This is a genomic window from Leisingera sp. SS27 (genome assembly GCF_028368855.1).
Classification (GTDB): Bacteria; Pseudomonadota; Alphaproteobacteria; order Rhodobacterales; family Rhodobacteraceae; genus Leisingera.
Genome location: NZ_JAQNCY010000001.1, coordinates 985,040 through 1,007,622, shown reverse-complemented (window position 1 = coordinate 1,007,622; position 22,583 = coordinate 985,040). Strand labels below are relative to the sequence as shown.

The 22,583-nt window shown below is 62.6% G+C and carries 28 protein-coding genes and 4 tRNA genes; 16 read left to right on the top strand and 16 right to left on the bottom strand.

The window, feature by feature from the left end; translation table 11 throughout:
- From N6L27_RS05000 to N6L27_RS04965, 8 genes are all read left to right on the top strand, one after another.
- Window positions 1–615 (top strand): pimeloyl-ACP methyl esterase BioG family protein, encoded by a 615-nt coding sequence (locus tag N6L27_RS05000; protein ID WP_271906010.1) that lies wholly within the window; start codon window positions 1–3, stop codon window positions 613–615.
- Window positions 615–1,406 carry a malonyl-ACP O-methyltransferase BioC gene (bioC, locus tag N6L27_RS04995; RefSeq protein WP_271906009.1) on the top strand — a complete coding sequence of 264 codons (792 nt, stop codon included), beginning with the start codon at window positions 615–617 and terminating at the stop codon, window positions 1,404–1,406. Before N6L27_RS05000 ends, bioC begins: the two co-directional genes overlap by 1 nt.
- Before the next feature lie 162 nt (window positions 1,407–1,568).
- The gene (locus N6L27_RS04990) at window positions 1,569–2,537 is read left to right on the top strand and encodes an ABC transporter substrate-binding protein (RefSeq protein WP_271906008.1); all 969 of its coding nucleotides are present in this window, start codon (window positions 1,569–1,571) and stop codon (window positions 2,535–2,537) included.
- A 382-nt stretch (window positions 2,538–2,919) separates the two neighbouring features.
- Window positions 2,920–3,885 carry an ABC transporter substrate-binding protein gene (locus N6L27_RS04985; protein WP_271906007.1) on the top strand — a complete coding sequence of 322 codons (966 nt, stop codon included), beginning with the start codon at window positions 2,920–2,922 and terminating at the stop codon, window positions 3,883–3,885.
- Between the two features lie 9 nt (window positions 3,886–3,894).
- Window positions 3,895–4,947, top strand: a complete 1,053-nt coding sequence (locus tag N6L27_RS04980; protein WP_271906006.1) for a quaternary amine ABC transporter ATP-binding protein — start codon at window positions 3,895–3,897, stop codon at window positions 4,945–4,947.
- Window positions 4,947–6,983: an ABC transporter permease gene (locus N6L27_RS04975; RefSeq protein ID WP_271906005.1), complete on the top strand. Its 2,037-nt coding sequence runs from the start codon at window positions 4,947–4,949 to the stop codon at window positions 6,981–6,983. The genes N6L27_RS04980 and N6L27_RS04975 overlap by 1 nt, the downstream gene beginning before the upstream one ends.
- A gap of 124 nt (window positions 6,984–7,107) precedes the next feature.
- A complete protein-coding gene (locus N6L27_RS04970) occupies window positions 7,108–7,770 on the top strand; it encodes an NnrU family protein (RefSeq protein ID WP_271906004.1) in 663 nt (220 codons plus the stop codon).
- 62 nt (window positions 7,771–7,832) lie between these two features.
- Complete coding sequence (locus tag N6L27_RS04965; protein WP_271906256.1) at window positions 7,833–8,351, top strand: DUF2478 domain-containing protein; 519 nt, start codon at window positions 7,833–7,835, stop codon at window positions 8,349–8,351.
- 132 nt (window positions 8,352–8,483) lie between these two features.
- Here the strand turns inward: N6L27_RS04965 and N6L27_RS04960 are convergent.
- Window positions 8,484–8,567: transfer RNA gene (locus tag N6L27_RS04960), tRNA-Tyr, on the bottom strand.
- A 120-nt stretch (window positions 8,568–8,687) separates the two neighbouring features.
- Between N6L27_RS04960 and rlmB the strand changes: the two genes are divergently transcribed.
- From rlmB to N6L27_RS04945, 3 genes are all read left to right on the top strand, one after another.
- Entirely contained in the window at window positions 8,688–9,464 is a 777-nt protein-coding gene (gene rlmB, locus N6L27_RS04955) for a 23S rRNA (guanosine(2251)-2'-O)-methyltransferase RlmB (RefSeq protein ID WP_271906003.1), read from the top strand.
- A 106-nt stretch (window positions 9,465–9,570) separates the two neighbouring features.
- The gene (locus N6L27_RS04950) at window positions 9,571–10,020 is read left to right on the top strand and encodes a YHS domain-containing (seleno)protein (protein WP_271906002.1); all 450 of its coding nucleotides are present in this window, start codon (window positions 9,571–9,573) and stop codon (window positions 10,018–10,020) included.
- A gap of 204 nt (window positions 10,021–10,224) precedes the next feature.
- Window positions 10,225–10,695 (top strand): CoA-binding protein, encoded by a 471-nt coding sequence (locus N6L27_RS04945; protein WP_271906001.1) that lies wholly within the window; start codon window positions 10,225–10,227, stop codon window positions 10,693–10,695.
- A 241-nt stretch (window positions 10,696–10,936) separates the two neighbouring features.
- Here the strand turns inward: N6L27_RS04945 and N6L27_RS04940 are convergent, their stop codons facing one another.
- A complete protein-coding gene (locus N6L27_RS04940) occupies window positions 10,937–11,254 on the bottom strand; it encodes a phosphoribosyl-ATP diphosphatase (RefSeq protein WP_271906000.1) in 318 nt (105 codons plus the stop codon).
- An 11-nt stretch (window positions 11,255–11,265) separates the two neighbouring features.
- Complete coding sequence (hisF, locus tag N6L27_RS04935) at window positions 11,266–12,027, bottom strand: imidazole glycerol phosphate synthase subunit HisF (protein WP_271905998.1); 762 nt, start codon at window positions 12,025–12,027, stop codon at window positions 11,266–11,268.
- Between the two features lie 210 nt (window positions 12,028–12,237).
- Between hisF and N6L27_RS04930 the strand changes: the two genes are divergently transcribed.
- Window positions 12,238–12,684: a DUF302 domain-containing protein gene (locus N6L27_RS04930; protein ID WP_271905997.1), complete on the top strand. Its 447-nt coding sequence runs from the start codon at window positions 12,238–12,240 to the stop codon at window positions 12,682–12,684.
- A gap of 2 nt (window positions 12,685–12,686) precedes the next feature.
- Here N6L27_RS04930 and N6L27_RS04925 read toward each other — a convergent pair whose 3' ends face one another.
- Both N6L27_RS04925 and hisA read right to left on the bottom strand, forming a co-directional pair.
- Window positions 12,687–12,974 (bottom strand): hypothetical protein, encoded by a 288-nt coding sequence (locus N6L27_RS04925; RefSeq protein WP_271905996.1) that lies wholly within the window; start codon window positions 12,972–12,974, stop codon window positions 12,687–12,689.
- Window positions 12,975–12,999: 25 nt separating this feature from the next.
- A complete protein-coding gene (hisA, locus tag N6L27_RS04920; RefSeq protein WP_271905995.1) occupies window positions 13,000–13,722 on the bottom strand; it encodes a 1-(5-phosphoribosyl)-5-[(5-phosphoribosylamino)methylideneamino]imidazole-4-carboxamide isomerase in 723 nt (240 codons plus the stop codon).
- 135 nt (window positions 13,723–13,857) lie between these two features.
- On the opposite strand from hisA, the gene N6L27_RS04915 reads away from it, so the two are divergent.
- Complete coding sequence (locus tag N6L27_RS04915) at window positions 13,858–14,244, top strand: DUF2147 domain-containing protein (RefSeq protein WP_271905993.1); 387 nt, start codon at window positions 13,858–13,860, stop codon at window positions 14,242–14,244.
- 16 nt (window positions 14,245–14,260) lie between these two features.
- On the opposite strand, the gene N6L27_RS04910 is transcribed toward N6L27_RS04915, so the two are convergent.
- Together N6L27_RS04910 and N6L27_RS04905 are read right to left on the bottom strand one after the other, a co-directional pair.
- Window positions 14,261–14,512, bottom strand: coding sequence for a WGR domain-containing protein (locus tag N6L27_RS04910; RefSeq protein WP_259938399.1), 252 nt, complete (start codon window positions 14,510–14,512; stop codon window positions 14,261–14,263).
- A gap of 110 nt (window positions 14,513–14,622) precedes the next feature.
- On the bottom strand, window positions 14,623–15,159 hold the full coding sequence (locus tag N6L27_RS04905; RefSeq protein ID WP_271905990.1) for a peroxiredoxin-like family protein: 537 nt from the start codon (window positions 15,157–15,159) through the stop codon (window positions 14,623–14,625).
- Between the two features lie 115 nt (window positions 15,160–15,274).
- Here N6L27_RS04905 and N6L27_RS04900 point away from each other — a divergent pair, with 115 nt between their 5' ends.
- Complete coding sequence (locus N6L27_RS04900; protein ID WP_271906255.1) at window positions 15,275–16,006, top strand: AraC family transcriptional regulator; 732 nt, start codon at window positions 15,275–15,277, stop codon at window positions 16,004–16,006.
- Window positions 16,007–16,072: 66 nt separating this feature from the next.
- Here the strand turns inward: N6L27_RS04900 and hisH are convergent, their stop codons facing one another.
- Both hisH and hisB read right to left on the bottom strand, forming a co-directional pair.
- A complete protein-coding gene (gene hisH / locus N6L27_RS04895) occupies window positions 16,073–16,711 on the bottom strand; it encodes an imidazole glycerol phosphate synthase subunit HisH (RefSeq protein WP_271905989.1) in 639 nt (212 codons plus the stop codon).
- 1 nt (window position 16,712) lies between these two features.
- On the bottom strand, window positions 16,713–17,300 hold the full coding sequence (gene hisB, locus N6L27_RS04890) for an imidazoleglycerol-phosphate dehydratase HisB (protein WP_271905987.1): 588 nt from the start codon (window positions 17,298–17,300) through the stop codon (window positions 16,713–16,715).
- A 173-nt stretch (window positions 17,301–17,473) separates the two neighbouring features.
- Between hisB and N6L27_RS04885 the strand changes: the two genes are divergently transcribed.
- Window positions 17,474–17,713 (top strand): Lrp/AsnC ligand binding domain-containing protein, encoded by a 240-nt coding sequence (locus N6L27_RS04885; protein ID WP_271905986.1) that lies wholly within the window; start codon window positions 17,474–17,476, stop codon window positions 17,711–17,713.
- A gap of 78 nt (window positions 17,714–17,791) precedes the next feature.
- On the opposite strand, the gene N6L27_RS04880 is transcribed toward N6L27_RS04885, so the two are convergent.
- The 7 genes from N6L27_RS04880 to N6L27_RS04850 form a co-directional block, all read right to left on the bottom strand.
- The gene (locus N6L27_RS04880) at window positions 17,792–19,144 is read right to left on the bottom strand and encodes an aminotransferase (RefSeq protein ID WP_271905985.1); all 1,353 of its coding nucleotides are present in this window, start codon (window positions 19,142–19,144) and stop codon (window positions 17,792–17,794) included.
- Window positions 19,145–19,310: 166 nt separating this feature from the next.
- Window positions 19,311–19,385: transfer RNA gene (locus tag N6L27_RS04875), tRNA-Gly, on the bottom strand.
- Between the two features lie 144 nt (window positions 19,386–19,529).
- A tRNA-Gly gene (locus N6L27_RS04870) sits at window positions 19,530–19,604 on the bottom strand.
- Window positions 19,605–19,694: 90 nt separating this feature from the next.
- Window positions 19,695–20,108, bottom strand: a complete 414-nt coding sequence (locus tag N6L27_RS04865) for a very short patch repair endonuclease (RefSeq protein ID WP_271905984.1) — start codon at window positions 20,106–20,108, stop codon at window positions 19,695–19,697.
- Window positions 20,093–20,995 (bottom strand): NaeI family type II restriction endonuclease, encoded by a 903-nt coding sequence (locus N6L27_RS04860; protein WP_271905983.1) that lies wholly within the window; start codon window positions 20,993–20,995, stop codon window positions 20,093–20,095. Before N6L27_RS04860 ends, N6L27_RS04865 begins: the two co-directional genes overlap by 16 nt.
- Before the next feature lie 42 nt (window positions 20,996–21,037).
- Window positions 21,038–21,997, bottom strand: coding sequence for a DNA cytosine methyltransferase (locus tag N6L27_RS04855; protein WP_271905982.1), 960 nt, complete (start codon window positions 21,995–21,997; stop codon window positions 21,038–21,040).
- Between the two features lie 145 nt (window positions 21,998–22,142).
- A tRNA-Gly gene (locus N6L27_RS04850) sits at window positions 22,143–22,217 on the bottom strand.
- 155 nt (window positions 22,218–22,372) lie between these two features.
- Here N6L27_RS04850 and N6L27_RS04845 point away from each other — a divergent pair.
- Entirely contained in the window at window positions 22,373–22,558 is a 186-nt protein-coding gene (locus tag N6L27_RS04845; protein WP_271905981.1) for a hypothetical protein, read from the top strand.
- The last annotated feature ends 25 nt before the right edge of the window (window positions 22,559–22,583 follow it).

Below are 22,583 nucleotides of genomic sequence, written 5' to 3'. Positions count from 1 at the left end.
ATGGAGTTCCGCTGGCTCAAACAGGACAGTGCTGCCGAGGCCATCGTGGTCTTCGGCGGCTGGGCTGTGGGGCCGGAGGTGTTCTGGCATCTGGAAGGCGAACAGGACATCCTGTTTGCCAGAGAGTATTCCGATTTGGATGCAGAGCTGCCGGACCTGTCCGGTTATGAGCGGGTCAGCTTGCTGGCCTGGTCGTTTGGCGTGGCCGCCTATGCGCATTGGCAGCAGGGGCGTCCGGATCCGTTCCAGCGCAAGGCAGCAGTGAACGGCAGCCTGCAGCCAGTGAGTCGCGGCGCAGGCATTCCGCCCGCCGTGTTCCGCCGCACCGTGGAAACCCTGAGCGCGGACAGCTACCAGCAGTTTCTGGGCCGCGTTTTCGGTGCCCCTCAGGACGCCGAGGCGCTGGATGTAGAGGCCCGGCGGGCCGAGCTGCTGGCGGTGGAGCGCCGGGGGGATGCTCCGCAGGTTCGGTTCAGCCGGGTCTGGATCTGTTCCGGCGACAAGATCTTCCCGCCAGCTAATCTGGCCCGCGCCTGGGCCGGACAGAACGTGTCGCACCTGGACGCGCCGCATGCGCCGTTCGACCGGTTTGCGCAGTGGGAGGAGCTGTTCTGATGAAGGACATGCAGCCCCCGCATCTGGATCAGTCCCGCGTGCAGCAAAGCTTCCGCCGCGGGCTGGAAAGCTATCATTGCGCAGCCTCGGTGCAGGCGGAAACCGCTGGCCGCCTGGCCCGAATGCTGCAGGAGGAGGGCGCTCCGCGGCACTTTGGCAGTGTTCTGGAATTCGGCTGCGGCACCGGCCACCTGACCCGGCAACTGCTGCAGCGGTTCGGCGCGGACTGCCTGATGTTGAATGATCTTGTGCCGGAGGCTGCACAGCTGCTGCAGACGCTGGAAAAGGAAATTCAGGCTCATACCCGCTTCAGGAGCGGCCCGATCGAAAGCCTGCCGCTGCCGCAGGATCTGGACCTGATCGCCTCAGCCTCGACCGTGCAGTGGATTTCTGATCTTCCTGGTCTGATGGCCCGGCTGGCATTGCATCTGAAGCCGGGCGGCTGGCTGGCGCTTTCGGGCTTTGGCAGAGGCCAGTTCCGCGAACTTGCGGCTTTGGGATCAGCCGCCGCGGCGCCCTGTTACCTGGATGCGGATGAATGGCTGCCGGTCTTGCCGGAAGGCTTGGAGATCCTGCAAATCGAACAATGCCCCGTAGTGCTTGAATTTGACTCTGCTCTGCAGCTGCTCAAGCACCTGCGCCAGACCGGCGTGAACGGCAACGCTCAGCGCGGCTGGAGCCGCAGGCAGCTGCGGTCGTTCGAGGATGCCTACCGCGCGCAGTTCGGGCAGCGCGGAAAGCTGCCTCTGACCTACGACCCGGTGCTGCTGGTAGCGCGGCGCACTGGCTGATTTCAGCGCGCCCTTGAGGCAAGTTTTAGGCGTTTTTCTAACTGAAGGCGCACCGGTTCCTGCGCGCCGTTAATCTTTGTCAACTCCCGCCTGATATCCCGGACCATGGAGCTGCGCCGAGGCGCGGCATGTGGGACGACTGGCAGTACGGGAGTGACGCCAATGAAAATCAATGTGATTGCCGCGGCGTTTGCGGCGCTGGCGGTTTCGGGGGGTGCCGAAGCAGCAGATATGGGGGATGTGGGGGCGCCGATCCGTCTGGCGCTCAATAACTGGACTGGCCAGCATCTGTCCACCTATATCGCTGGCGGCATGCTGGAAGAGGCCGGTTATACCGTCGAATATGTTGAGGCGGAGCTTGGCGGGGTGTTCCCGCGGATCGAGTCCGGAGAGCTGCATGCGATCATGGAGATTTGGACCTCAAGTTCGCCTGCAGGCTACCAAGAGGCCCTGGATGGCGGGGATATGGTGGATCTCGGCGATCTTGGGCTTGATGCGCGCAACGGCGTGGTTGTTCCGCCCTATGTCGCCCAGATGTGCCCGGGCTTGCCTGATTGGGAAGCACTTCGCGATTGCGCTGCGATATTCTCTGCGGACGGCGGGGGGAAAAGGGGCCGCTATCTGGCATACCCTGAATCCTGGGGCTCACCTGGCGGTGACCGGATCCGTGCGCTTGAGCTTCCCTTCGATGTGGTCGCAGCTGAGTCCGAAGCTGCAATGATCGAAGAGTTCCAGAACGCCTACAAGGAAAAGCGCCCAGTCATTGCTACTTTCTGGCAACCGCATTGGGCCATGTCGACATATGCGCTGCAGTTTGTCCGGTTGCCCGGATACGACCCCGCCTGCCAAACCGATCCGGCTTGGGGGCCAAACCCGAATGAGACCGGCGACTGCGATTTCCAGCGCGGCGGCGTTGCAAAGGCTTCCTGGAAAGGATTGAAAGATCGCTGGCCCGCGGCCTACGAAATTCTTGCAAATTACCAGCTCAGCATCTGGGACCAGCAACCGCTGATCAGCCTGGTGGATGTCCGTGGTGAAACTGTGCAGGGTGCAGCGCGCGGATGGCTGGCGGTAAACCGCGCCAAGTGGATGCCAATTGTCGAGGAGGCCACAGGCAAGGGCCGCTCTTGAAGCACTCAAATGTCTCAGCCCCTTCAACAGCGCGCCCGAAAGACGGGGGCGCTGTTTTCAGTTCCGGACGCGGCTTGCGGCTGACTGGTCAGCTGCTTAGGTCCTGCTCCGGCGGGCCGGGATGATTCCAGAACTTGTGTGTTTGCACAAAAACTTGAATCGTCAATCAAATTATTTCGCCATTTGCGTCGCATTTGCTCGACAAGCGGTCGTAATATGTTCCAATACTTGCTTTATCCCCGGCCACACTTGGGGCACCGGCTCCTGCACGTAAAAGAACGAACTGCCAAAATGCCTGGCAGGAGCCTTGAACCGCCGGGTTCCAATGACGCGCCAAGCCGGACAACTGGCGGTGCAACAACAATGACAGGGAGTATTGAGAATGGACTTTAAAAAATATGCGCTGGCGCTGAGCGCCGCAACAATGACGGTTGCCGCGGGCATCGCTTCCGCTGCCGAGCTGGGCGACACCAGCAAGCCGATCAAGCTGGCGGTGAACGAATGGACCGGCCAGCATGTGACCACCCACATCGCGGGCGAGATGCTCAAGGCTGCAGGCTATGACGTGGAATATGTTTCGGCCGGGATGATGAATCAGTTCCAGGCGATTGCCGATGGCGACATCCACGCAACGCTGGAAATCTGGTCCTCTAACGTGTCCGACGAATACGCCAAAAAGGTTGAGGAGGGCACCGTGGTCGAGCTGGGCGATCTGGAGCTGAACGCCCGGGAAGGCATCGCCTATCCGGCGCATGTAGCCGAGATCTGCCCCGGCCTGCCTGCCTGGGAGGCGCTCAAGGATTGCGCCGCGCAATTCGCCACCGCTGAGACGCTGCCTGAAGGCCGCCTGGTTGACTATCCGGCCGACTGGGGCACTCCGGGTGCCGACCGCATGACCGGGCTGGCGCTGCCGTTCAAGGCCGTGCCTGCGGGCTCTGAGGCCGCGCTGATCGTCGAGCTGCGCGCAGCCACCGAACGCAAGACACCGCTGCTGGTCACCTTCTGGCAGCCGCATTGGGCGATGTCGGCTTATGACGTCAAATTCGTCGACCTGCCGCCGGGCGAGGATGCCTGCTTCAGCGATCCGGCCTGGGGCCCGAACCCGGATGCCGTGAACGACTGCGATTTCTCACCCTCACGTATTTTCAAGGCCGCCTGGTCCGGCACCGCCGAAACCTGGCCTGCAGCGTTTGAGATCCTGTCGAACTATACCCTGGCCGTGGAAGACCAGCAGCCGATGATGGGCGCGGTCGACGTGGACGGCGGCAAGGTCGAAGAGGTGGTTGCCGAATGGATGGCTGCCAATGAGGACAAGTGGCGCCCGGTTGTCGACGCCGCCATCAACTGAGCCGCACACGTGACCGGCTCTGAAACGCCCGCCATCACCTGCCGGAATGTCTGGCAGGTGTTTGGCAACAACGCAGACAGCGCCTTGAAAGAGGCGTTGTCGCAGCACGAAACACCCGAAGCAGCCGCGCAGGAATTGCGGGGAAAAGGGCTGATCCCTGCAGTTCAGGACGCCTCCTTTGACGTGAAGGAGGGGGAGCTGTTTGTGATCATGGGGCTGTCGGGCTCCGGCAAGTCGACCCTGATCCGCTGCATCTCGCACCTGTTGCATGCTACCGGCGGCGAGATTCGCATCGACGGCGAGAACATCGTCGAGGCCAGCCCCAAGCGGCTGATTGAACTGCGCCGCAAGAAGCTGGGCATGGTGTTCCAGCACTTCGGCCTGTTCCCGCACATGACCGTGGCGGAAAACGTGGCCTACCCGCTGCGGGTGCAGGGCGTGAAGAAAAAGCAGCGGCTGGCCAAGGCGCAGGAGGTCATCGAACTGGTCGGCCTCGGCGGGCGCGAAAAGAACTTCCCGCGCGAACTCTCAGGCGGCCAGCGCCAGCGCGTCGGCATCGCCCGCTCGCTGGTGGCCGATTGTTCGGTCTGGTTCCTGGATGAGCCGTTCTCGGCGCTGGATCCGCTGATCCGGCGGCAGCTGCAGGATGAGTTTCTGGAGATCCAGGCCAAGCTGAAAACCACCATCGTTTTTATTACCCATGACATCAACGAGGCGCTGAAGCTGGCTGACCGCATCGCCATCATGCGCGACGGCAAGGTTGTGCAGATCGGCACGCCTGCTGACATCGTGCTGCGCCCGGTCGACGACTACGTGCGCGAGTTCTCCAAGGATGTAGCCAAGGGCCAGCACGCGCATGTGTCCTCGGTGATGCAGCCAGGCGAACACCATGTTTACGGCGCCGACGATCCCGGGCTTCGCCAGGACATGACGCTGGACGCAGCCCTTGCGCGCTGCATGGAGTTGTACGAGCCGGTGCCGGTCCGCACGGAGGACGGCAAACTGGTCGGCGTGGTGAATCCAGCAGACCTCGCTGCCGCGCTGCAGGTGGAGCAGGGGTGATGGCGTCTCTCTCAAAAGGCTCGATTGCGGCGCTGATCGCAGCCGTTGTGGGTGCCCTGTGCCTGTTGCTGGAAAGCAGCCTGCCGTGGCTGGTCAAGTTTCCCGCCGCTTGGGTATTGCCTGCAACCGACTGGGTCGGGGCCTTCATGGAATGGTTCCTGGCGCTGATCAAACCAACGGCCCGTGCCTTCTCGGCGCTGATGTTTTACCCGATGGAAGCCGCGAATTACGTGCTGAGCCATACCCCCTGGCCGCTTGTCATTTGCGCCACCACGGCGCTGGCCTGGACCCTGGGCGGGGTACGGATGGCGCTGATGGCGGTGGTGGGCCTCGGCTTTGTGCTCGCATCCGGCTATTGGCCCGAAAGCATGAATACCCTGGCGCTGGTTGCCGTCTCGGTGCCGCTGGCGCTGATTATCGGCGGCGGTATCGGCATCCTTGCCAATGAATACCCCCGCATCCGCCAGCCGGTGCAGACGGTGCTCGACATCATGCAGACGGTGCCGACATTTGCCTATCTCACACCCTTGCTGGTGCTGTTCGGCTTTGGGCCGGTGGTGGGCCTCATCGCCTCCGCCATCTACGCGGCGCCGCCGATGGCGCGCAATGTGCTGCTGGGGCTGGAGCGGGTGGAGCCGGAGATCAAGGAAGCCGCCATCATGGCCGGCGGCACCCGCCTGCAGCAATTGTTCCAGTGCGAGATCCCTTCCGCCGGGCAGCAGATCATGGTGGGCGTCAATCAATGCCTGATGGCGGCGCTGTCGATGGTGATCATCGCTGCCGTGATCGGCGGCTTTGACGACATTGGCTGGGAGGTCCTGCTGACTATGCGCAAGGCCCAGTTCGGCCAAAGCCTGCTGGCAGGCCTGGTGATCGTGATCTTCGCCATCCTGATCGACCGGATGAGCGGCACCCTGACCCAGGACCGGCGCGACAGGCATGACCCGCGTGTTGCTTGGGGCATTTTGGCGCTGGGTGTCGTGGTCAGCGCGGCCTTCTGGGGCAGCGTTCAGCAGCCCGGAACCTACGGCCTGTTCAACCCGGTGGCGGACAGTGTCGACCGCGGTCTCTCGTCCTTTACCAGCGCCAATGCGGAGTTCCTGACCGCGCTCAAGAACAACGTGCTGTTCTATGTGCTGCTTCCGATGCGGATCGGGCTGGATCAGGCGGTGCTGCCCTTTACCTGGGGATTTGCCTGGACCCCGATGATGAGCGCGGCGCTGTTCGCAGCGGGTGCTGCGGCCGGCGCCGTCTTTGCGCTGCGCGGCCAGATGGCACTGGGGGTGATGCTGCTGATTGCTGCCGGAATGCTGGAGACAGGCATCTCCCAGCTGCCCTGGCCGTTTGTGCTGGTGGGGGCGGGGGTGCTGGCCTGGGTCGCAAGCGGACGCGGGCTGGCGGTGCTGACAGTGGTGCTGCTGGCCACCATCCTGCTCTCCGGTCTCTGGGAGCGGGCGCTCTTGTCGCTCTATCTGTCCGGTGCAGCGGTCTTTGCCTGCGCGGTGATGGGCGGCGCCATCGGCCTGGCCTCCGCCGTGTCGCCCGGTGTCTGGCGCGTGGTGCGACCTATCTGCGACATGCTGCAGACCATTCCGCTGTTCGTGTTCCTGATCCCGGTGCTGATGGTGTTCCAGATCGGCGAGTTCTCCGCCTTCCTGGCGATCATCGCCTATGCCATCGTGCCGATGATCCGCTACACGCGGCACGGGCTGGTCTCGACGCCGGATGAGATGATTGAGGCCGCGACCGCTTCTGGCGCCACAACATGGCAGATGCTCAAGGATATCCGCGCGCCTTATGCGGCGCCGTCGATCCTGCTGGGGCTCAACCAGACCATTCTCTATGCCTTTGCGATGCTGGTCATTGCGGCGCTGATCGGCACCACCGGCCTTGGCCAGTCGATCTATCTGGCGCTGGGGCAGGCCGACGTTGGGCTGGGCATCTCGGCTGGCGCGGCGATGGCGATCCTTGCCCTGATCGCCGACCGCATGGTGCAGGGTTTTGCAGAAGAGCGGCGCAAAGCCCTGGGTCTGTGAACACTTCTGGCATAACACAGAAAAAGGCGCCCCAGCGGCGCCCTTTTTGATCTGGGGCAACGTTAAAGCCTGCCCGTCCGCCTATAGCTGCAATTAAGACTGATCAATACCCGGAGAGACCCCGATGGGCTGGCTTGAATTCACCGCTGCGCTGATGCTGTTCCTGGCTAGCCACGCGATCCCCGTGCGCCCGCCGGTGCGGCCCTGGCTGGTCAGCCGTCTGGGTCTGCGCGGCTATTTCATTGCCTACAGTGTGCTGTCGCTGATGATCCTCGCCTGGCTGGTCGTGGCCGCCGCGCGGGCGCCCTATGTCGGCGTGCTGCCCTATTGGGAGGGCTTCCGCTGGGTGCCGCTGCTGGTGATGCCGCTGGCCTGCCTGCTGGCAGTGGGCGGCATGATGCGGCAGAATCCGTTCAGCTTTGGAGGGCTTGGTATCAAGCCCTTTGATCCGGCGGATCCCGGCATCCTGGCAGTCAGCCGCCATCCGCTGCTGGCGGCGATGGCGCTCTGGGCCGGGGCGCATCTGCTGGCAAACGGCGATCTGGCGTATGTTATTCTGTTCGGCCTCTTTGCGGGCTTTGCCTGGATGGGCATGGCGCTGATCGACAAGCGCAAGCAGCGCCAGATGGGGCAGGGGGAATGGCGCCGCCTCAGCCGCAATACCGCGCGGCTGAACCTTGGCCGGCTGCGGCCCTCGGGCGGCGAGGCCGCGCTGGCGGGGGCGGTGTTCCTGGCGCTTTTGCTGCTGCATGCCCCTGTCATCGGCTACAGCCCGCTGCCCTGGTAGGGGTTGACCAAGGGCGCCGTATGACCACCTATGAAACGACACCAGACTGGAGAGAACGACCAATGCACCTGGCCTATGTGATGACCGAAGAACGCGGTGCCACGGACCGTTTGCTAAGCGAATTGGCTGAAAAACTGGAGGCCAAGGGGATCCGCTTGGCCGGCATCGTGCAGACCAATGTGGAATGCTATGACAAGGAGCTGTGCGACATGGACGTGCGGGTTCTGCCCGCGGGCGAGACCATCCGCATTTCGCAATCCCTGGGCGCCGGCGCCCGCGGCTGCCGCCTGAACCCGGAGGCACTGGAGCAGGCGGTCGGTCAGGTCTCTGCCACGCTTCATACGGACCCGGCGCCGCAGCTGATGATCGTCAACAAATTCGGCAAGCACGAGGCTGACGGGCGCGGCATGCGCCCCATTATCGGTGAGGCGCTGGCCTTGGGTATCCCAGTCATTTCCGGCGTCAACAAGATGAATGTGGAACCATTCCAGGCGTTTTCAGATGGCATGGCGGTGGCCGCAGGTCCGGATCTGGAGGCGTTGGTTGAATGGGCGGAACAGGCTGTGGCTGCGACTGCCTGAGCAAACTTTACCGTTTGGAAACAGTGGAGAAGCCTGCAAAGTTCGCGCGGGCTTTTTGCTGCGCGGGGCAGCGCGTGACCTGTCCAGCCTGCTGCTGAACCACCATCGTCTGATCTGAAAAAAGAGAGAAGATGGTGGGCGACCCTGGAATCGAACCAGGCGTGCGTCTCCGCGAGGGAGTTACAGTCCCCTGCCACACCTTGCGGCCTGTCGCCCACTGTCAGTTGCATGTTGCACCTGATGTGGAGGCGTGATTACAAGCAGGCCAAAGGGGCGTCAACCGGAAAAACGCAAGTTTTTCGTGCGCCTCGCAAATTCTTTCTGCCGGAGAGCAAGATGTCCAAGAAACCCAAGTGGGTCGTCGAAAAAGAGCAGGCCAAACGGGCTGCTGCTGCCGAAACCGTATGGCTATTCGGGCTGCATGCGGTGCGCGATGCACTGCTCAATCCCAAGCGTGAAAAACTGCGCTTGATGGTGACCATGAACGCGCAGGCGAAGCTGGCAGATGCGATCGAAGCTTCCGGCGTCGAGGCCGAAGTCATCGACCCGCGAAAGTTCAATCCGCCGATCGACCCGCAGTCGGTGCACCAAGGGGCGGCGCTGGAAGTGAAGCCGCTGAACTGGGGCGGGCTGGCTGAAAACTGCATCGGGGCAGAGGCACCGCGGGTGCTGCTTCTCGACCGCGTCACTGACCCGCATAACGTTGGCGCTATCCTGCGCTCGGCCGAGGTGCTGGGGGCCAGTGCCGTGATCGGCACCCGCCACCACTCGGCACCGGAAACCGGGGCATTGGCCAAGACCGCAAGCGGTGCGCTGGAGCGTCAGCCCTACCTGCGGATGCGCAATCTCGCCGACACCATCACAGAGTTGCAAGGGATGGGCTTTATCGTGCTGGGCCTCGACGGCGAAGCGGAACAGACCATCGAATCGGCGCTGTCGGCCAAACAGCATCTGCCGGTAGCGCTGGTTTTGGGTGCCGAAGGACCGGGCCTGCGCCAAAAGACCAAGGAAACCGTGGACGGGCTCGTCAAGATCGGCGCGGCAGGCGGATTCGGGTCACTCAACGTGTCCAATGCAGCGGCGATTGCCCTTTATGCGTCCATTGCCCGCTGAGGCAGGTGTCGTCACGCCCTGTTCACATCTGCGTAAGCTGTCTTTGCAACGCCATGGCGGTACGGCAGAGTCGCAGGCCTGATACATGCAGTGAATGGAGTGCAATGTGATCCTGCGTCTGGTTCTGATGGCTGCCGCGGTGCTCATCCTGTCCCTGCCGGATGCGGCAAGGGCAGATCCGGCCGTGTACTCCTCGCGTTCCGGGGTCGCCATCGGCGGATATGATGCGATTGCGTTTTTTGAACATGGATCCGCCGAGGAGGGGCAGCCTGTCCATGCCGTCATGTGGAAGGGTGTTGTCTGGCGCTTTTCCTCAGCCCGCAATCGGGCGCAATTCGAAGCCAACCCGCGGGCCTATGCGCCTGCTTTCGGGGGCTACTGCGCCTATGCCATGTCAATGGGTCGGTTGCACGAAGGCAATCCGGAACTGTGGGCAATTGTCGACGGAGAGCTTTTTCTGTTGAATAACAGGCGTGTGCATGTGCTGTGGCAGGCTGACACGGCGCATATGATTGCCTCGGGCAGGATTCATTGGCCGGCAGTCCTCAGAAAATAGCCTGTCATCTCACAAATGTGTGATGGGTGCTTTTATTTTCCGAACCGTGACCCATATACAATACAGACTGCGGAGTGGAACCACCGCAGATCTTTTTCACTGTCCCTCGTTCCATACCTTGCGCCCGGTTCGTCCGGGCGCATTTTTGTATCCAGGCGGCGTTTCCGCCTATGCGGCCGCCAGCGCCGCCGCTAGGGTTCCCGCATGACTGATTACAGCGACGAGCATCTGAAGAAGGTCCTGCAGCGCGCCAAGACGGTGGCGGTGGTAGGCGTATCGATGAACCCGGTGCGCCCCAGCTACTATGTGGCGCGCTACCTGGGCCTGAAGGGCTATAGGGTGATTCCGGTGAACCCGGGCCATGCCGGCAAGATGCTGTTTGGTGAAACAGTGCGGGCGAGTCTCTCGGAAATTGATCTGCCGGTGGATATGGTCGACATCTTCCGCCGCTCCGAAGCGGTGCCGCCGGTCGTTGATGAGGCACTGGAGGCGTTCCCGAAGCTGCAGACCATCTGGATGCAGATCGGAGTGGAGCACGCCGAGGCGGCCGCCAAGGCCGAGGCGCGCGGGGTGACCGTGATCCAGAACCGCTGCCCCAAGATCGAATACCAGCGCCTGTTCGGCGAGTTGCGTATGGGCGGCTTTGCCACCGGGATCATTTCCTCGAAACTGTGACGCCTGTAGCCGGGCAGGGTGCTCCCGCCCGTTCCCGCCGTCCTGCCGGACGGCTTCCACGGTTGGGCAGGGCGCCGTTGCACGGCGCAGATTTTTTTGCTGAGAAGCCCTTGAGGGGCAGGAGTGCCCTCAAGGGCCTTGCCGAGTGTGTTTCAGAGTGGGCGTCAAGGGCACGCCGCGCTGGTGCGCGGAGGCTGCGCCTCCCTTGACCCGCGGCCGGACGGCCGGCCCTGACTGTGGATCAGCCCTTGGGGCGGCTGGCCTTCTCGGCAATGCCGCTGAGGCCCTGGCGTTCTGCCAGCACCTGCAGCACATCGTCCAGCGCCACATCGCGGGCGGCCAGCATCACCAGGAAATGATAGAGAACATCGGCCCCTTCGGAGGCGAGCCCTGCCTTGTCATCCTTCACCGCTTCGATGATCGCCTCAATGGCTTCCTCACCGAATTTCTCGGCGCATTTCTCCGGACCCTTGGCCAGCAGCTTGGCGGTCCAGCTGGTCTCTGCATCGGCGCCCTTGCGTGCGGCGATGGTGGCTTCGAGATCGTGCAGCAGACTCATCACATATCCCTTCAGTTCAGCCGCATCGGGATGCCGGCGGCGGCCATGTGTTCCTTGGCTTCCTGGATGGTGTATTCGCCGAAGTGGAAGATCGAGGCCGCAAGCACCGCGCTTGCGCCGCCCTTGGTCACGCCTTCCACCAGGTGATCCAGATTACCGACGCCGCCTGAGGCAATCACCGGCACGTCCACCGCATCGGAAATTGCTTTGGTCAGCGGCAGGTTGAAGCCGGATTTGGTGCCGTCCCGGTCCATCGAGGTCAGCAGGATTTCCCCGGCGCCCTTGGCTGTCACGGTCCGTGCAAACTCCACCGCATCAATGCCGGTTGGCTTGCGCCCGCCGTGGGTGAAAATCTCCCAGCGGCCTGGCTCCACGGTCTTGGCGTCGATGGCGCAGACGATGCACTGGCTGCCGAACTGATCCGCGGCCTCGGCAATCACATCCGGGTTGGCGACAGCAGCAGAGTTGAAGGAGACCTTGTCAGCGCCCGCCAGCAGCAGCGCGCGCACATCTTCCTTGGTCCGCACCCCGCCGCCCACGGTCAGCGGGACAAAACACTGCTCTGCAGTACGCTGCACCATGTCGAACATGGTGCCCCGGTTTTCATGGGTTGCGTGAATATCGAGAAAGCAGATCTCATCCGCGCCCGCCGCATCATAGGCCTTGGCGCATTCCACCGGATCGCCCGCATCGCGCAGGCCGACAAAGTTGACGCCCTTGACCACGCGCCCGTCAGCGACGTCCAGACAGGGAATGATGCGGGTTTTCAGCATGGATCGTGCCTTTCAAGCTGCTTGCCCCGTGGGTACGCAAACCAAAAGGCAAGCGCAACAGATATGGAGGGATATGCGCGTTTTGGTCCGGACCCCTTGCGCGGTCCGCACGGAACCGCCGGAACCGGGCGGTCTCGCAGAAGTGAATTGCCCCTGCGGGATGACAGCCCCGATGATGTGCAAATGTCCCTGATTTCCGGAGTTTCCGTTATGAAAAAATCTCTTTCCCTCGCAGGCGCCTTGGCGCTCGCCTCTGCATTGCCCGCTGCCGCGGAGCTGGTGACTGTGCCAAGCCAGAAACCCGTGGCCGAAACCATGGATGCGCTGCAGGCGGCAGTGGAGGGCGCGGGCGCCACTGTCTTTGCCCGTGTTGACCATGCAGGCGGCGCAGAGAAGGCAGGAATGAAGTTGGCGGGATCGCAGCTTCTGATTTTCGGCAACCCAAAGCTCGGCACTCCGGCGATACAGGCGGATATGCGGGCAGGGCTCTATCTGCCGCTGAAGGTGCTGGCTTATGAGGACGCCGACGGGCATGTCTGGCTGACCTATCAGGACCCGGCTGAAATGCTTTCGGGCCTTGATATCCCCGCCGATGCGGCGTTCATCGCCAAGATGCAGGGCGCCTTGGGCAAGCTGACTGCAAAAGCAGCCGAGTAGGCTCAGCGCCGCGCGTCCAGATAGCGCGACAGCGCAATGGCCAGCCCCCACAGCAGCCCGGCCCCCATGGAGACCGGGCCGAAGATCAGTGGCCCCCAGGCTGCAAGGACCCCCATGGTATAGGCCGTCTCGCCCAGGTCCTGGCCCAGCACCACGCAGGGGTTGGCAAACCCCTCGTGGATTTCGCAATCAAAGCCGAACCCCAGCAGCATCACAAAGGCTATGCACAGAAGCCACAGGACAATCGGCCCGATGGTCAGGATGGCCAGGATACGGCGGACAAGGCGCATGAGGTTTCCCTTTGCCGGGACGGCGTCAGGCTTTCAGAACCGCCAGCGCCTCTTTCAGGTCAATGGCCCCATCATAGAGAGCGCGGCCCGAAATCGCACCATTAAGCGGCGCGCCGCAGGATTTCAGCGTCCTGAGGTCGTCCAGCGAGGAGACACCGCCGGAAGCAATAACCGGGATGCTGACTGCATTGGCCAGATCAGCGGTGGCCTCCACATTCGGACCCTTCATCGCGCCATCTCGCAGGATATCGGTATAGATGATCGCGGCAACGCCTGCGTCTTCAAACGACTTGGCCAGATCGGTCACCATCACGTCGGTTTCCTCGGCCCAGCCCTTGGTTGCGACCTTGCCGTTGCGGGCGTCGATGCCGACCGCGACCTTGCCGGGGAATTCCCGCGCCGCCTCGCGCACGAGTTCCGGGTTCTCCACCGCCACAGTGCCCAGGATGACCCGCGCCAGGCCTTTGCTGATCCAGCGTTCGATGGTTGCCATGTCGCGGATGCCGCCGCCCAGCTGCGCGGGCACCTTGGTCTGCTTGAGGATCTCCTCCACCGGCGCCGCATTCACCGGCTCGCCGACAAAGGCGCCGTTGAGGTCCACCAGATGCAGCCACTCGCAGCCGGCCTCGACAAACTCCAGCGCCTGCGCGGCGGGGTTGTCGTTGAACACGGTGGTCTTGTCCATTTCGCCATGCAGCAGGCGCACGGCCTGGCCGTCTTTTAGGTCAATCGCGGGGTAGAGGATCATCCGGGCGGTCCTTCGTGAAATCAAGCTGGCGGTGTTTTGCACAACGTAAGGGCAGATTGCAACGCGACCCGAAGTCAACCTTGCCTCAAAGACCGCATCAGGGACAGGCTGCCTGAAAAACAGGGAGGAAATGGAATGAAACATCTACTGGCAGGCATGGCCGTAGCCGTCGGGCTGGCAGGCGCCGCGGCGGCGGATCCGGTGCTGGGTGTCTGGAAAACGCAAGCTGATGACGGCTCCTATGCCCATATCCAGATGGCGAAATGCGGCGCTGCGGTCTGCGGCAAGATTGCCCGTACCTTCAACAGCGAAGGCGAGTACAAGTCCCCGAATATTGGCAAGACGCTGGTGATCGACATGGTGCCGAACGGCGACGGATCTTACGAGGGCAAGGTCTGGCGCCCGTCGAATGACAAGATCTACATCGGCAAGATGGATCTGGCAGGCAGCTCTCTGGCTTTGCGCGGCTGCGTCGCGGGCGGGCTGATCTGCTCCAAGCAAACCTGGACCCGCGTCCAGTAACGCTTCGGGGCTGCTCCTACAGCAGCCCCAGCTGCACCGGGATCGGCGCATAGCCGCGCTTCAGCTGCCGGTCCCGGAACCCCTCGAAAATCGCCAGCGCTTCGGCGTGGCCCGCGAAATAGGTCCGCTTCTGCGCGCCGCCCGGCGCGTTCAGCGGCCCGGACACACGCTCAACACACCAGTCGCCGAACAGGGTCGGCGTCAGGCTCAGCAGGCAATAGCGGTGCTTGCCTTCAGCGTGGTCGTATTTCTCAAAACGGATGTGCAAGGGAGAGGCTGCCGAAGTGACAAAAGGTCCGCCCCGTATGCCTCGAAGCGGACCTCTTGTCTATTGCTCAAACCGGTGAATTGTACCGGCCCCGGCGGCAGCTGCGGCGCTTACACCTCACCGGTGTATTCACCGCGCGCCGGGTAGTTGTTGGGGATCGCGAAATCCAGCGCCGCCACCAGTTCCGCAAAGTGCGGGCGCACAAACGGCATCGTTTGCACAGACCCGTAATAGAGAGTCTGCTCCGGTGTCACCATGAAAAGACCGGGTTCGGCAAACAGCTCTGGTTCCTCGATCCCGATCGAGGTCTTGCCGCGCGAAGTTGAGATATAAAGCCCCCATTCCTTGGCGGCAGACAGCGGCAGATCATAGCCGAACCGCAGCTCCTTGGCTTCAATTTTGTCGGCCATCGCACGGGTGCGCTCCTCGCCGTCGGTGCTGATGGCGATGCAGTTGACGCCGCGCTCGGCAAAGGCCGGTACCTTCTTTTCAAAGTCCTTCAGGTAGGTCGCGCAGATCGGGCAGTGCAGGCCGCGGTAAAAGCAGATCACGGTGCCGCGCTCGGACGTTTCCGAGGACAGGTCGAACTGGCCGTGGTCCAGCGTCGGCAGGGTCAGGTCCGGGGTCTTCTGGCGGGGGATCAGCATGTGAATTGTCCTCGTGAGTGGTGGTTTGGAGTGTGTGAGTGGTGGTGCTTGCCTGAATGTATCGCGCAGTTCATTGTCGTATAAATCCGAAAAACCTGATGAAAACACCGAAAACATGGACCGCCTCACCACATTGATGGACCGCTTCCAGCTCGCCGTGCAGGCCGCTCCCCCTGCCCGGGCCAACCTGATTGCCTTGGCTGATGCGGCAGGAAAGCCAGTGCAGATCCTCTATTGCACCCGCGGCCCGCTGGCGGACCCCGCTTTGGGTGCGGTCATGTGGGCGGCGCGGGTGGAATGGTCGGGGCAAAGCAATCCGTTTTTGGCCGCCTTGCCGCCGATGGTGGAGTATGACGTTTCCAGCAATGCCGAGGCGCAGGGGCTGATCAGGCTGATGCGGGATGAGGCGGAGGGCCGTCATTGCGGCGCGCAATCGGTGATCAACCGGTTGGGCGAGGTACTGATCGTGCGCCTGCTGCGCAGCCAGATCCAGAAAGGCGCGACAGAGCCGGGGCTGCTGGCAGGCCTCGCCGATCCGCGCCTCAGCCGCGCCATCGTGGCGATGCATGATCATCCGGGCCGCCTCTGGACCAATGCCGACCTGGCGCAAGAGGCGGGATTGTCACTGTCGCGCTTCGCGGAAGTCTTTGCCGCCGAAGTCGGAGAAACCCCGATCGGCTACCTGCGCCGCTGGCGGCTGATCCTGGCGCATCAGGATCTTGTGCGCGGCGACCGGGTGGAGGCCGTCGCGCGCCGCTATGCCTATACCAGCCCCGAAGGTTTTACCCGCGCTTTCCGCAAGGTTTATGGCGTAGCGCCGGTTTCTTTGCGCACCGCTGCCGCCTGAAAGTCCCGGCTTTCATCTTTCCGAAAATACTCCCGCCGGAGGCCACGGCGCGTTAGCGCCGTCCCTTCAGGGTTTCCAGGTCAGGAAGTTGCCGATCATCCGCAAGCCCGTGGCCTGGCTTTTCTCCGGGTGGAACTGCATGCCCACCATTGTGTCCCGCCCGATAACAGCGGTCACGTCACCGGCATAATCCACATGCGCCAGCCGCTCAGCCGGGCTGGCCGCGCGGAAATGGTAGGAATGCACGAAATACACGTGATCGCCGCTCCGGATGCCGTCAAACACCGGGTGCGCATGGTCGATCACCAGATCGTTCCAGCCCATATGCGGCACCTTCAGGGCCGGGTCCGCAGGTGCGATCTTCACCACGTCGCCGCCAACCCATCCCAGGCCCGGTGTCTCTTCATATTCATGCCCGGTGGTCGCCATCAGCTGCATGCCGACGCAGATGCCCAGAAACGGGCGGCCCTTCTGCTCCACCGCTTCGACCATTGCGTCATAGATGCCCTTGTGGCCGCGCAGCTCTGCCGCACAAGCCGGGAAAGCACCATCGCCTGGCAGCACCAGCCGGTCGGCCCGCGCAACAACATCGGCGTCAGAGGTCACCACGACCTCGCCCGCGTCCATCTCCCGCGCCATGCGCTGAAACGCTTTTTCGGCGGAGTGCAGGTTGCCGGATTCGTAGTCGATAATCGCGGTCAGCATCTCAGAGTGCACCCTTGGTGGACGGAATCGCATCCGCCTTGCGAGGATCGGTCTCTACCGCCAGCCGCAGCGCGCGGGCCACTGCCTTGAACGCCGCCTCGGCAATGTGGTGGCTGTTGAACCCGTGCAGCTGGTCGATATGCAGAGTGATGCCGCCGTGAGTGCTGAGCGCCTGGAAGAACTCGCGCACCAATTCAGTATCAAAGGTGCCGATCTTCTGGGTCGGCAGCTCCACATTCCAGATCAGGAAGGGGCGGGCCGACAGGTCCAGCGCGCAGCGCACCAAAGCGTCATCCATCGGCAGGTGGCACTCGCCGTAACGGCGGATGCCCTTCTTGTCTCCCAGCGCCTGCACCATCGCCTGACCCAGCGCAATGCCGGTGTCCTCCACCGTGTGGTGGTCGTCGATGTGGTAATCACCCTTGGCGCGGATGGTCATGTCGATCAGTGAATGGCGCGCCAGCTGGTCCAGCATGTGGTCGAAAAAGCCGACCCCGGTCTGGTTGTCATAAACCCCGGTGCCGTCGAGGTTGATCTCGACAGAGATATCGGTTTCCGCGGTCTTGCGGGTCACTTTGGCGGTACGCATCAGCGGCTCATCCTTCGTCATGCTGCACGCGCTTATAAGGCGGGCAGGGGCCGCGGCTCAAGTGTGCCATTGTGCAATGGCGGCAATCTGTTGCAGCAATCCCGGTCTCTTGCGTCCGGCAGCAGCGCGTGCGAGCTTGGATGCAAACAACCGGCCATTCAAAAGGGGCACCCATGTCCACCTGCGTCTTTGTCCAGATCCGCTGCAAACCCGGCACCACCTACAAGGTGGCTGAGGAGATTGCCCTGCGCGAAATCCACTCCGAGCTTTACTCCACCAGCGGCAATTTCGACCTGCTGATGAAGCTCTACATCCCGGCAGGCGAAGATGTCGGCAAATACATCAACGACCAGCTGTTGCAGATCGAAGGGATTGAGCGGTCGCTGACCACGATGACCTATAAGGTGTTCTGAGACATCCGGCAGCAAACCCCTGGAATGCAAAAACGCCCCGCAATGCGGGGCGTTTTCAGATTATCGGCCGCTGCTCAGTCAGGCGGCGATCAGCCCCTGTTCCTTCAGCTCTGCATAGGCCGTATCAACCGCGGTCTTCAGCCGCGCCAGCATGTCGTCCACTTCGGCTTTGGTTATGATGATCGGCGGGCACAGCGCCAGCGCATTGCCTGCCACCGCGCGCAGGATCAGGCCGTTCTCCTGGCAGGCTTTCTGAGCCGCCGCGCCCGCCGCGCCTTTGGCAAAGCTCGCGCCGGTGGTCTTGTTCGACACCAGCTCCAGCGCCGCGATCAGGCCTTTGCCGCGCACTTCGCCGACCAGCGGGTGATCGGTGAAGATCTCCCGCAGTTGCGCCTGCATATAGGCGCCGACCTCTGCCGCGTGTTCAAACAGGTTGTCGCGCTCATAGATCTCCAGCGTTTTCAGGGCCGCGGCACAGGCCGCCGGGTGGCCGGAGTAGGTGTAGCCGTGACCAAAGACGCCAACCTCATTGGTCTGCGCGATCATCGCCTCATACATGTATCCCGGAATGACGGAGGCGGAGATCGGGAAATAGGCAGAGGACAATTGTTTGGCAAAGGTCATCAGGTCCGGCTTGATGCCCATGGTGGTGCAGCCAAAATCCGCCCCGGTGCGCCCGAAGCCGCAGATCACCTCATCGGCCCAGACCAGGATGCCATGTTTGCGCAACAGCGCCTGCAGTTTCTCATAATACCCTTCCGGCGGCACGATCACGCCCGACGCTCCGGTAATCGGCTCCACGATCATCGCGGCGATGGTGTCGGGGTCCTCGGCCAGGATCTGCTGTTCCAGGTTGTTGATGATCCGGTCGACAAACTGTTCTTCGGTCTCATTGCCCTGGCGGCCGGTGTAATAATGCGGCGCGTCCGAACGCAGGATCGACAGCGCCTCCAGCGGCGCGTCGAAATGCGCCAGGTTCGCGGGCAGGGAGGTCAGCGAGCCAGCCGCCACCGTCACCCCGTGATAGCCGCGCTCGCGGGTGATGATCTTGCGTTTCTCCGGCTTGCCGATGGCGTTGAAATAATAGCGCAGCATCTTGTAGTGCGTGTCATTGGCATCCGAGCCGGAGTTGCCGAAAAAGATATAGGCATCTTCCACCGGCACCATCGCCTTCAGCTTCTCGGCCAGCTCCATGATCGGCTTGTGGGTTTTGCCGCCGAAGGTGTGGGTGAACGGCAGTTTGTGCAGCTGCTCGGTGATTGCGTCCATCACCTCGGTGTTGCTGTAGCCCAGCGAGGTGCACCACAGGCCTGCCAGCCCTTCGATGTATTTGTTGCCGTCCGTGTCATAGACGTAGATGCCTTCGCCGCGGTCCAGGCACAGCTGTTCGGTCGCGGTGAAATTGGTGGTGGGATAGATGACTGGGGCCATTGCCAAACTCCTTGCACGAACCGCCCCTCAAATGACCCAAGGGGCGCCTTTTGCCCGTAGCATTGGCCGGCTTTGCGCTGCAGGTCAAAAGGAATTTGATCAAATTATGCGTGTAGCCCTGAAAAAGCGAAAGGCCGCTCAGCTGAGCGGCCTTTTCGGTTCCCGATGGAGCGGGCGATGAGATTCGAACTCACGACCCTTACCTTGGCAAGGTAATGCTCTACCCCTGAGCTACGCCCGCGCTGCCATCCGGTGACGCGGTGAATAGGAAATCCGCGGCTGCACCGCAAGCGGAAAATGACAGGATGGTGAAGAAAATGCCGCCGGTGCTGCGGTGCGGAAAAGCGAAAGGCCGCCCCGAAGGGCGGCCTGTTCCGCTTTCGAATGGAGCGGGCGATGAGATTCGAACTCACGACCCTTACCTTGGCAAGGTAATGCTCTACCCCTGAGCTACGCCCGCGCTGCCATTCAGTGAGGCGGTGTTTAGGGTTTTCCCAAACGGGCCGCAAGAGGAAATTTTCGGAACCTCGCAAGTGACTGTGGATAAGCATTATTCTGTCGTTTCAAGGAAGTCTGCGAGGCGCTCTTCCAAGGCGGCAAGATCCTTGGTCTCGCATTCCCAGATGGTCAGTACCTGCCACCCCGCCGCCTGCAGGGCTGCCAGTTGTTCCGCGTCGCGTTCGGCATTGCGCAGCAGCTTCGGCTCCCAGTAGTCGCGGCGCGAGGCGGGAATGCGCCCGTCGCGGCAGCTGTGCAGATGCCAGAAGCAGCCATGCATGAAGATCACCTTGCGGCGCGGGCCGAACACCAGGTCCGGCTTGCCCGGCAGGTCCTTGCGGTGCAGCCGGTAGCGGAACCCCATCCCATGCACCATCCGCCGCACCAGCATTTCCGGCTTGGTGTTCTTGGCGCGGATTTTTGCCATATTGGCGCTGCGCCGCTCTGGTGTCAGCTTGTCGGCCACGCGATTGGATGCCCTGATTGTCCGGCCATGCGGGCATGGTACTCCGTTTCAATCCGGCAGGAAATGAACTCGCTGGCCGCACAGGGCGGCAGCTCCAGCGCTTTGATCAGCTGGGCGTCCTTGCGTCCCTCCAGCACCACGATCTGCTCACGCCCCAGAATGTCGCGGGTGCCATGGCCGCCGTCAGCACGGATGCGGCGCATGAAATCCTTTTGCTGCGCCACCGCCTCCACCGCGGCGCGGGGAATCGGGCGGCGCTGCATGAGCCGGAACAGTGTGGCCATGCGGGCGTTGCCCGTGTCGCAGTCAAATATATCCTGGACGGCATCCGCATCCGCAGTGCGCCAGAAGTTGGCCGGGTAGGGGTGGTCCTTCAGCAGCCATTGAATGTGTTTGAAACCTTCAGCGGAAATACTGCGCTTGGCATCCTTGTTCTGACCTGCAGTCAGGTATTCGGGCCGGGCCACGATCAGCCCAAGGTAACAGCGCGCCCGCGCCTCATCTGCGGCCACCAGCAGGCAAGCGCTGCCCACAGCTTCGGTCGGAATCATCCAGTTGCTGCCCATGGTGTGCTTGATGTCCACGTCATGGCCCAAAATCACGGTGTCCAGCCGTCCCTTCCGCAGGCCCAGCAGGGCCCGCAGCTCAATCTCCACCCGGGTGCCGATATAGGTCTTTTCGGTTTTCTCCAGTTCTTCGTAAGACCGCCGCCCGGTCTTGGGTGTCATGATCACATCGTCGATGCAGTCGCGCAGCATGAAGGCCACGCCATGCTCGAGCGCCAGCAGCCCGCCGGCGCGCTGGGTGATCTCCATCTCAAGGTGGAGCAGGACGTTGAAATCCTGGTGGTCGAAATCAACCAGGCTGTTGGGAATCTTCTGTTTCATGGCAAAAGCCGCCCGGCGGCCGGCAAGGCAGCGGGCGCGGGGTTAGGCCCGCACTGCATGCAGCTTTGGTTTGGCAATCGCCGCCTTCAGCTCCCGCGCCACTGCCTCTGCCACCGGCGGCGGGAAGGCGTTGCCGACCTGGCGGTAGGCATTGGTCTTGGCACCGGTGAAGTGCCAGGCATCGGGGAAGCCCTGGATGCGCGCGACCATCCGCACCGTCAGGCGCGGCATGTCGTTGTGAAACGGATCCGGCGCCTCGTTCGCAATCGTGCGGCCCTCAACGCCCAAAGCCGCCCAGGCGCGCCGCGCGCGGGTGGGGCCCAGATCGGGACCCCCGTGTTTCTTTGAGCCGCCGACGATGGTCGGCGCGATCTCATCCGCTTTGGCAGCCCAGTCATCTGCCCCGCGCCAGCCGCGTTCCTTCATCAGGTCGACCAGGGTTGCACCGACGGTCGGCGGGTTGTGCGGCAGCGGCTCGGGCCAGTTGAACTGGCCGGCAAACTCCTTGCGCAGGGCGACAATCGCCACCCGCGGCCGCAGCTGCGGGACGCCGAAATCGGAGGCATTGAGCAGCCGCCAGTCGGTTTCATAGCCCAGTTTCGAAAGCTGTTTCTTCAGCTTTTCACGGTAGTCATGAAATACTGCATCCAGAAAGCCGCGCACGTTCTCGATCATCACCGCGCGCGGGCGGGTGGCATCGACGATCTCAATTGCATCATCAAACAGGTTGCGCTCATCCTTCTCGCCCAGCTGCTTGCCCGCGACCGAAAACGGCGGGCAGGGCAGGCCGCCGGCCAAGAGGTCGATGCCTTTGTAGTTGCTTGCGACGTCCTTGAACTTGCGCACGTCCTCTTCCAGCACGTTCCACGCCGGGCGGTTGTGGCGCAGGGTGGCGCAGCAGTGCTTGTCGATCTCAACCAGCGCCGTGTGGTCAAAGCCCGCCGCCTCGAGCCCGAGGGCCTGGCCGCCCGCACCTGCGCATAGTTCTACCGATGTCAGCATTCTGCTCTGCCTGTCCGTTCGCGTTCTTGCTCTGTTCCTATGCGGTAAAGCGATTCCGCACAAGGTTTTCTGCACCCGGCCAGACTATGCGGAAATGCTGAAAAGCGAAAGGCCGCCCCGAAGGGCGGCCTGTCCGTTTTCCCGATGGAGCGGGCGATGAGATTCGAACTCACGACCCTTACCTTGGCAAGGTAATGCTCTACCCCTGAGCTACGCCCGCGCTGCCATCCGGTGAGCGGTGAAATAGGGGCTTGAGGGCGAGGCTGCAAGAGGAAAATCGGCAGCAGGAGAAAAAAACCGCACTGGCAGCGACGGAACGGCGCAGGAGCCTCGTATGACCCTCAAGCAAGAGAAACTTCAGGGGAGACTGAGCCGATGCCGTGCAAGGACTATCTGCGGATCGTCAGCCTGGGCGCTGCGATTACCTTAGGGCTGCTGGTGCACAGTGGTGAGCACAGCAGCGCACCGCAAGCAGACAGCTGGGCAGGCCCGATAGAGATGATCCGCCCGGTGTCGGTTGAGAGGGTGTCCCTGCCGGCCACCCCGGTATTCAACACCTGACGTTGAAGGAAACCGTTTCCCGGCG

What these genes read in the sequence shown, in the direction of transcription:
- hisH (WP_271905989.1), bottom strand. Translation starts at nt 16,711, where the DNA reads ATGCTGACCGCGATTATCGACTACGAATCCGGCAACCTGCACTCCGCC.
- N6L27_RS04905 (WP_271905990.1), bottom strand. Translation starts at nt 15,159, where the DNA reads ATGCTGATCCCCCGCCAGAAGACCCCGGACCTGACCCTGCCGACGCTG.
- N6L27_RS04985 (WP_271906007.1), top strand. Translation starts at nt 2,920, where the DNA reads ATGGACTTTAAAAAATATGCGCTGGCGCTGAGCGCCGCAACAATGACG.
- N6L27_RS04945 (WP_271906001.1), top strand. Translation starts at nt 10,225, where the DNA reads ATGACTGATTACAGCGACGAGCATCTGAAGAAGGTCCTGCAGCGCGCC.
- N6L27_RS04845 (WP_271905981.1), top strand. Translation starts at nt 22,373, where the DNA reads ATGCCGTGCAAGGACTATCTGCGGATCGTCAGCCTGGGCGCTGCGATT.
- N6L27_RS04925 (WP_271905996.1), bottom strand. Translation starts at nt 12,974, where the DNA reads ATGCGCCTTGTCCGCCGTATCCTGGCCATCCTGACCATCGGGCCGATT.
- N6L27_RS04915 (WP_271905993.1), top strand. Translation starts at nt 13,858, where the DNA reads ATGAAACATCTACTGGCAGGCATGGCCGTAGCCGTCGGGCTGGCAGGC.
- hisB (WP_271905987.1), bottom strand. Translation starts at nt 17,300, where the DNA reads ATGCGTACCGCCAAAGTGACCCGCAAGACCGCGGAAACCGATATCTCT.
- N6L27_RS04860 (WP_271905983.1), bottom strand. Translation starts at nt 20,995, where the DNA reads ATGAAACAGAAGATTCCCAACAGCCTGGTTGATTTCGACCACCAGGAT.
- hisF (WP_271905998.1), bottom strand. Translation starts at nt 12,027, where the DNA reads ATGCTGAAAACCCGCATCATTCCCTGTCTGGACGTCGCTGACGGGCGC.
- N6L27_RS04990 (WP_271906008.1), top strand. Translation starts at nt 1,569, where the DNA reads ATGAAAATCAATGTGATTGCCGCGGCGTTTGCGGCGCTGGCGGTTTCG.
- N6L27_RS04880 (WP_271905985.1), bottom strand. Translation starts at nt 19,144, where the DNA reads ATGGCCCCAGTCATCTATCCCACCACCAATTTCACCGCGACCGAACAG.
- N6L27_RS04970 (WP_271906004.1), top strand. Translation starts at nt 7,108, where the DNA reads ATGGGCTGGCTTGAATTCACCGCTGCGCTGATGCTGTTCCTGGCTAGC.
- rlmB (WP_271906003.1), top strand. Translation starts at nt 8,688, where the DNA reads ATGTCCAAGAAACCCAAGTGGGTCGTCGAAAAAGAGCAGGCCAAACGG.
- N6L27_RS04855 (WP_271905982.1), bottom strand. Translation starts at nt 21,997, where the DNA reads ATGCTGACATCGGTAGAACTATGCGCAGGTGCGGGCGGCCAGGCCCTC.
- N6L27_RS04975 (WP_271906005.1), top strand. Translation starts at nt 4,947, where the DNA reads ATGGCGTCTCTCTCAAAAGGCTCGATTGCGGCGCTGATCGCAGCCGTT.
- N6L27_RS04940 (WP_271906000.1), bottom strand. Translation starts at nt 11,254, where the DNA reads ATGAGTCTGCTGCACGATCTCGAAGCCACCATCGCCGCACGCAAGGGC.
- N6L27_RS05000 (WP_271906010.1), top strand. Translation starts at nt 1, where the DNA reads ATGGAGTTCCGCTGGCTCAAACAGGACAGTGCTGCCGAGGCCATCGTG.
- N6L27_RS04965 (WP_271906256.1), top strand. Translation starts at nt 7,833, where the DNA reads ATGCACCTGGCCTATGTGATGACCGAAGAACGCGGTGCCACGGACCGT.
- bioC (WP_271906009.1), top strand. Translation starts at nt 615, where the DNA reads ATGAAGGACATGCAGCCCCCGCATCTGGATCAGTCCCGCGTGCAGCAA.
- hisA (WP_271905995.1), bottom strand. Translation starts at nt 13,722, where the DNA reads ATGATCCTCTACCCCGCGATTGACCTAAAAGACGGCCAGGCCGTGCGC.
- N6L27_RS04885 (WP_271905986.1), top strand. Translation starts at nt 17,474, where the DNA reads ATGTCCACCTGCGTCTTTGTCCAGATCCGCTGCAAACCCGGCACCACC.
- N6L27_RS04900 (WP_271906255.1), top strand. Translation starts at nt 15,275, where the DNA reads ATGGACCGCCTCACCACATTGATGGACCGCTTCCAGCTCGCCGTGCAG.
- N6L27_RS04930 (WP_271905997.1), top strand. Translation starts at nt 12,238, where the DNA reads ATGAAAAAATCTCTTTCCCTCGCAGGCGCCTTGGCGCTCGCCTCTGCA.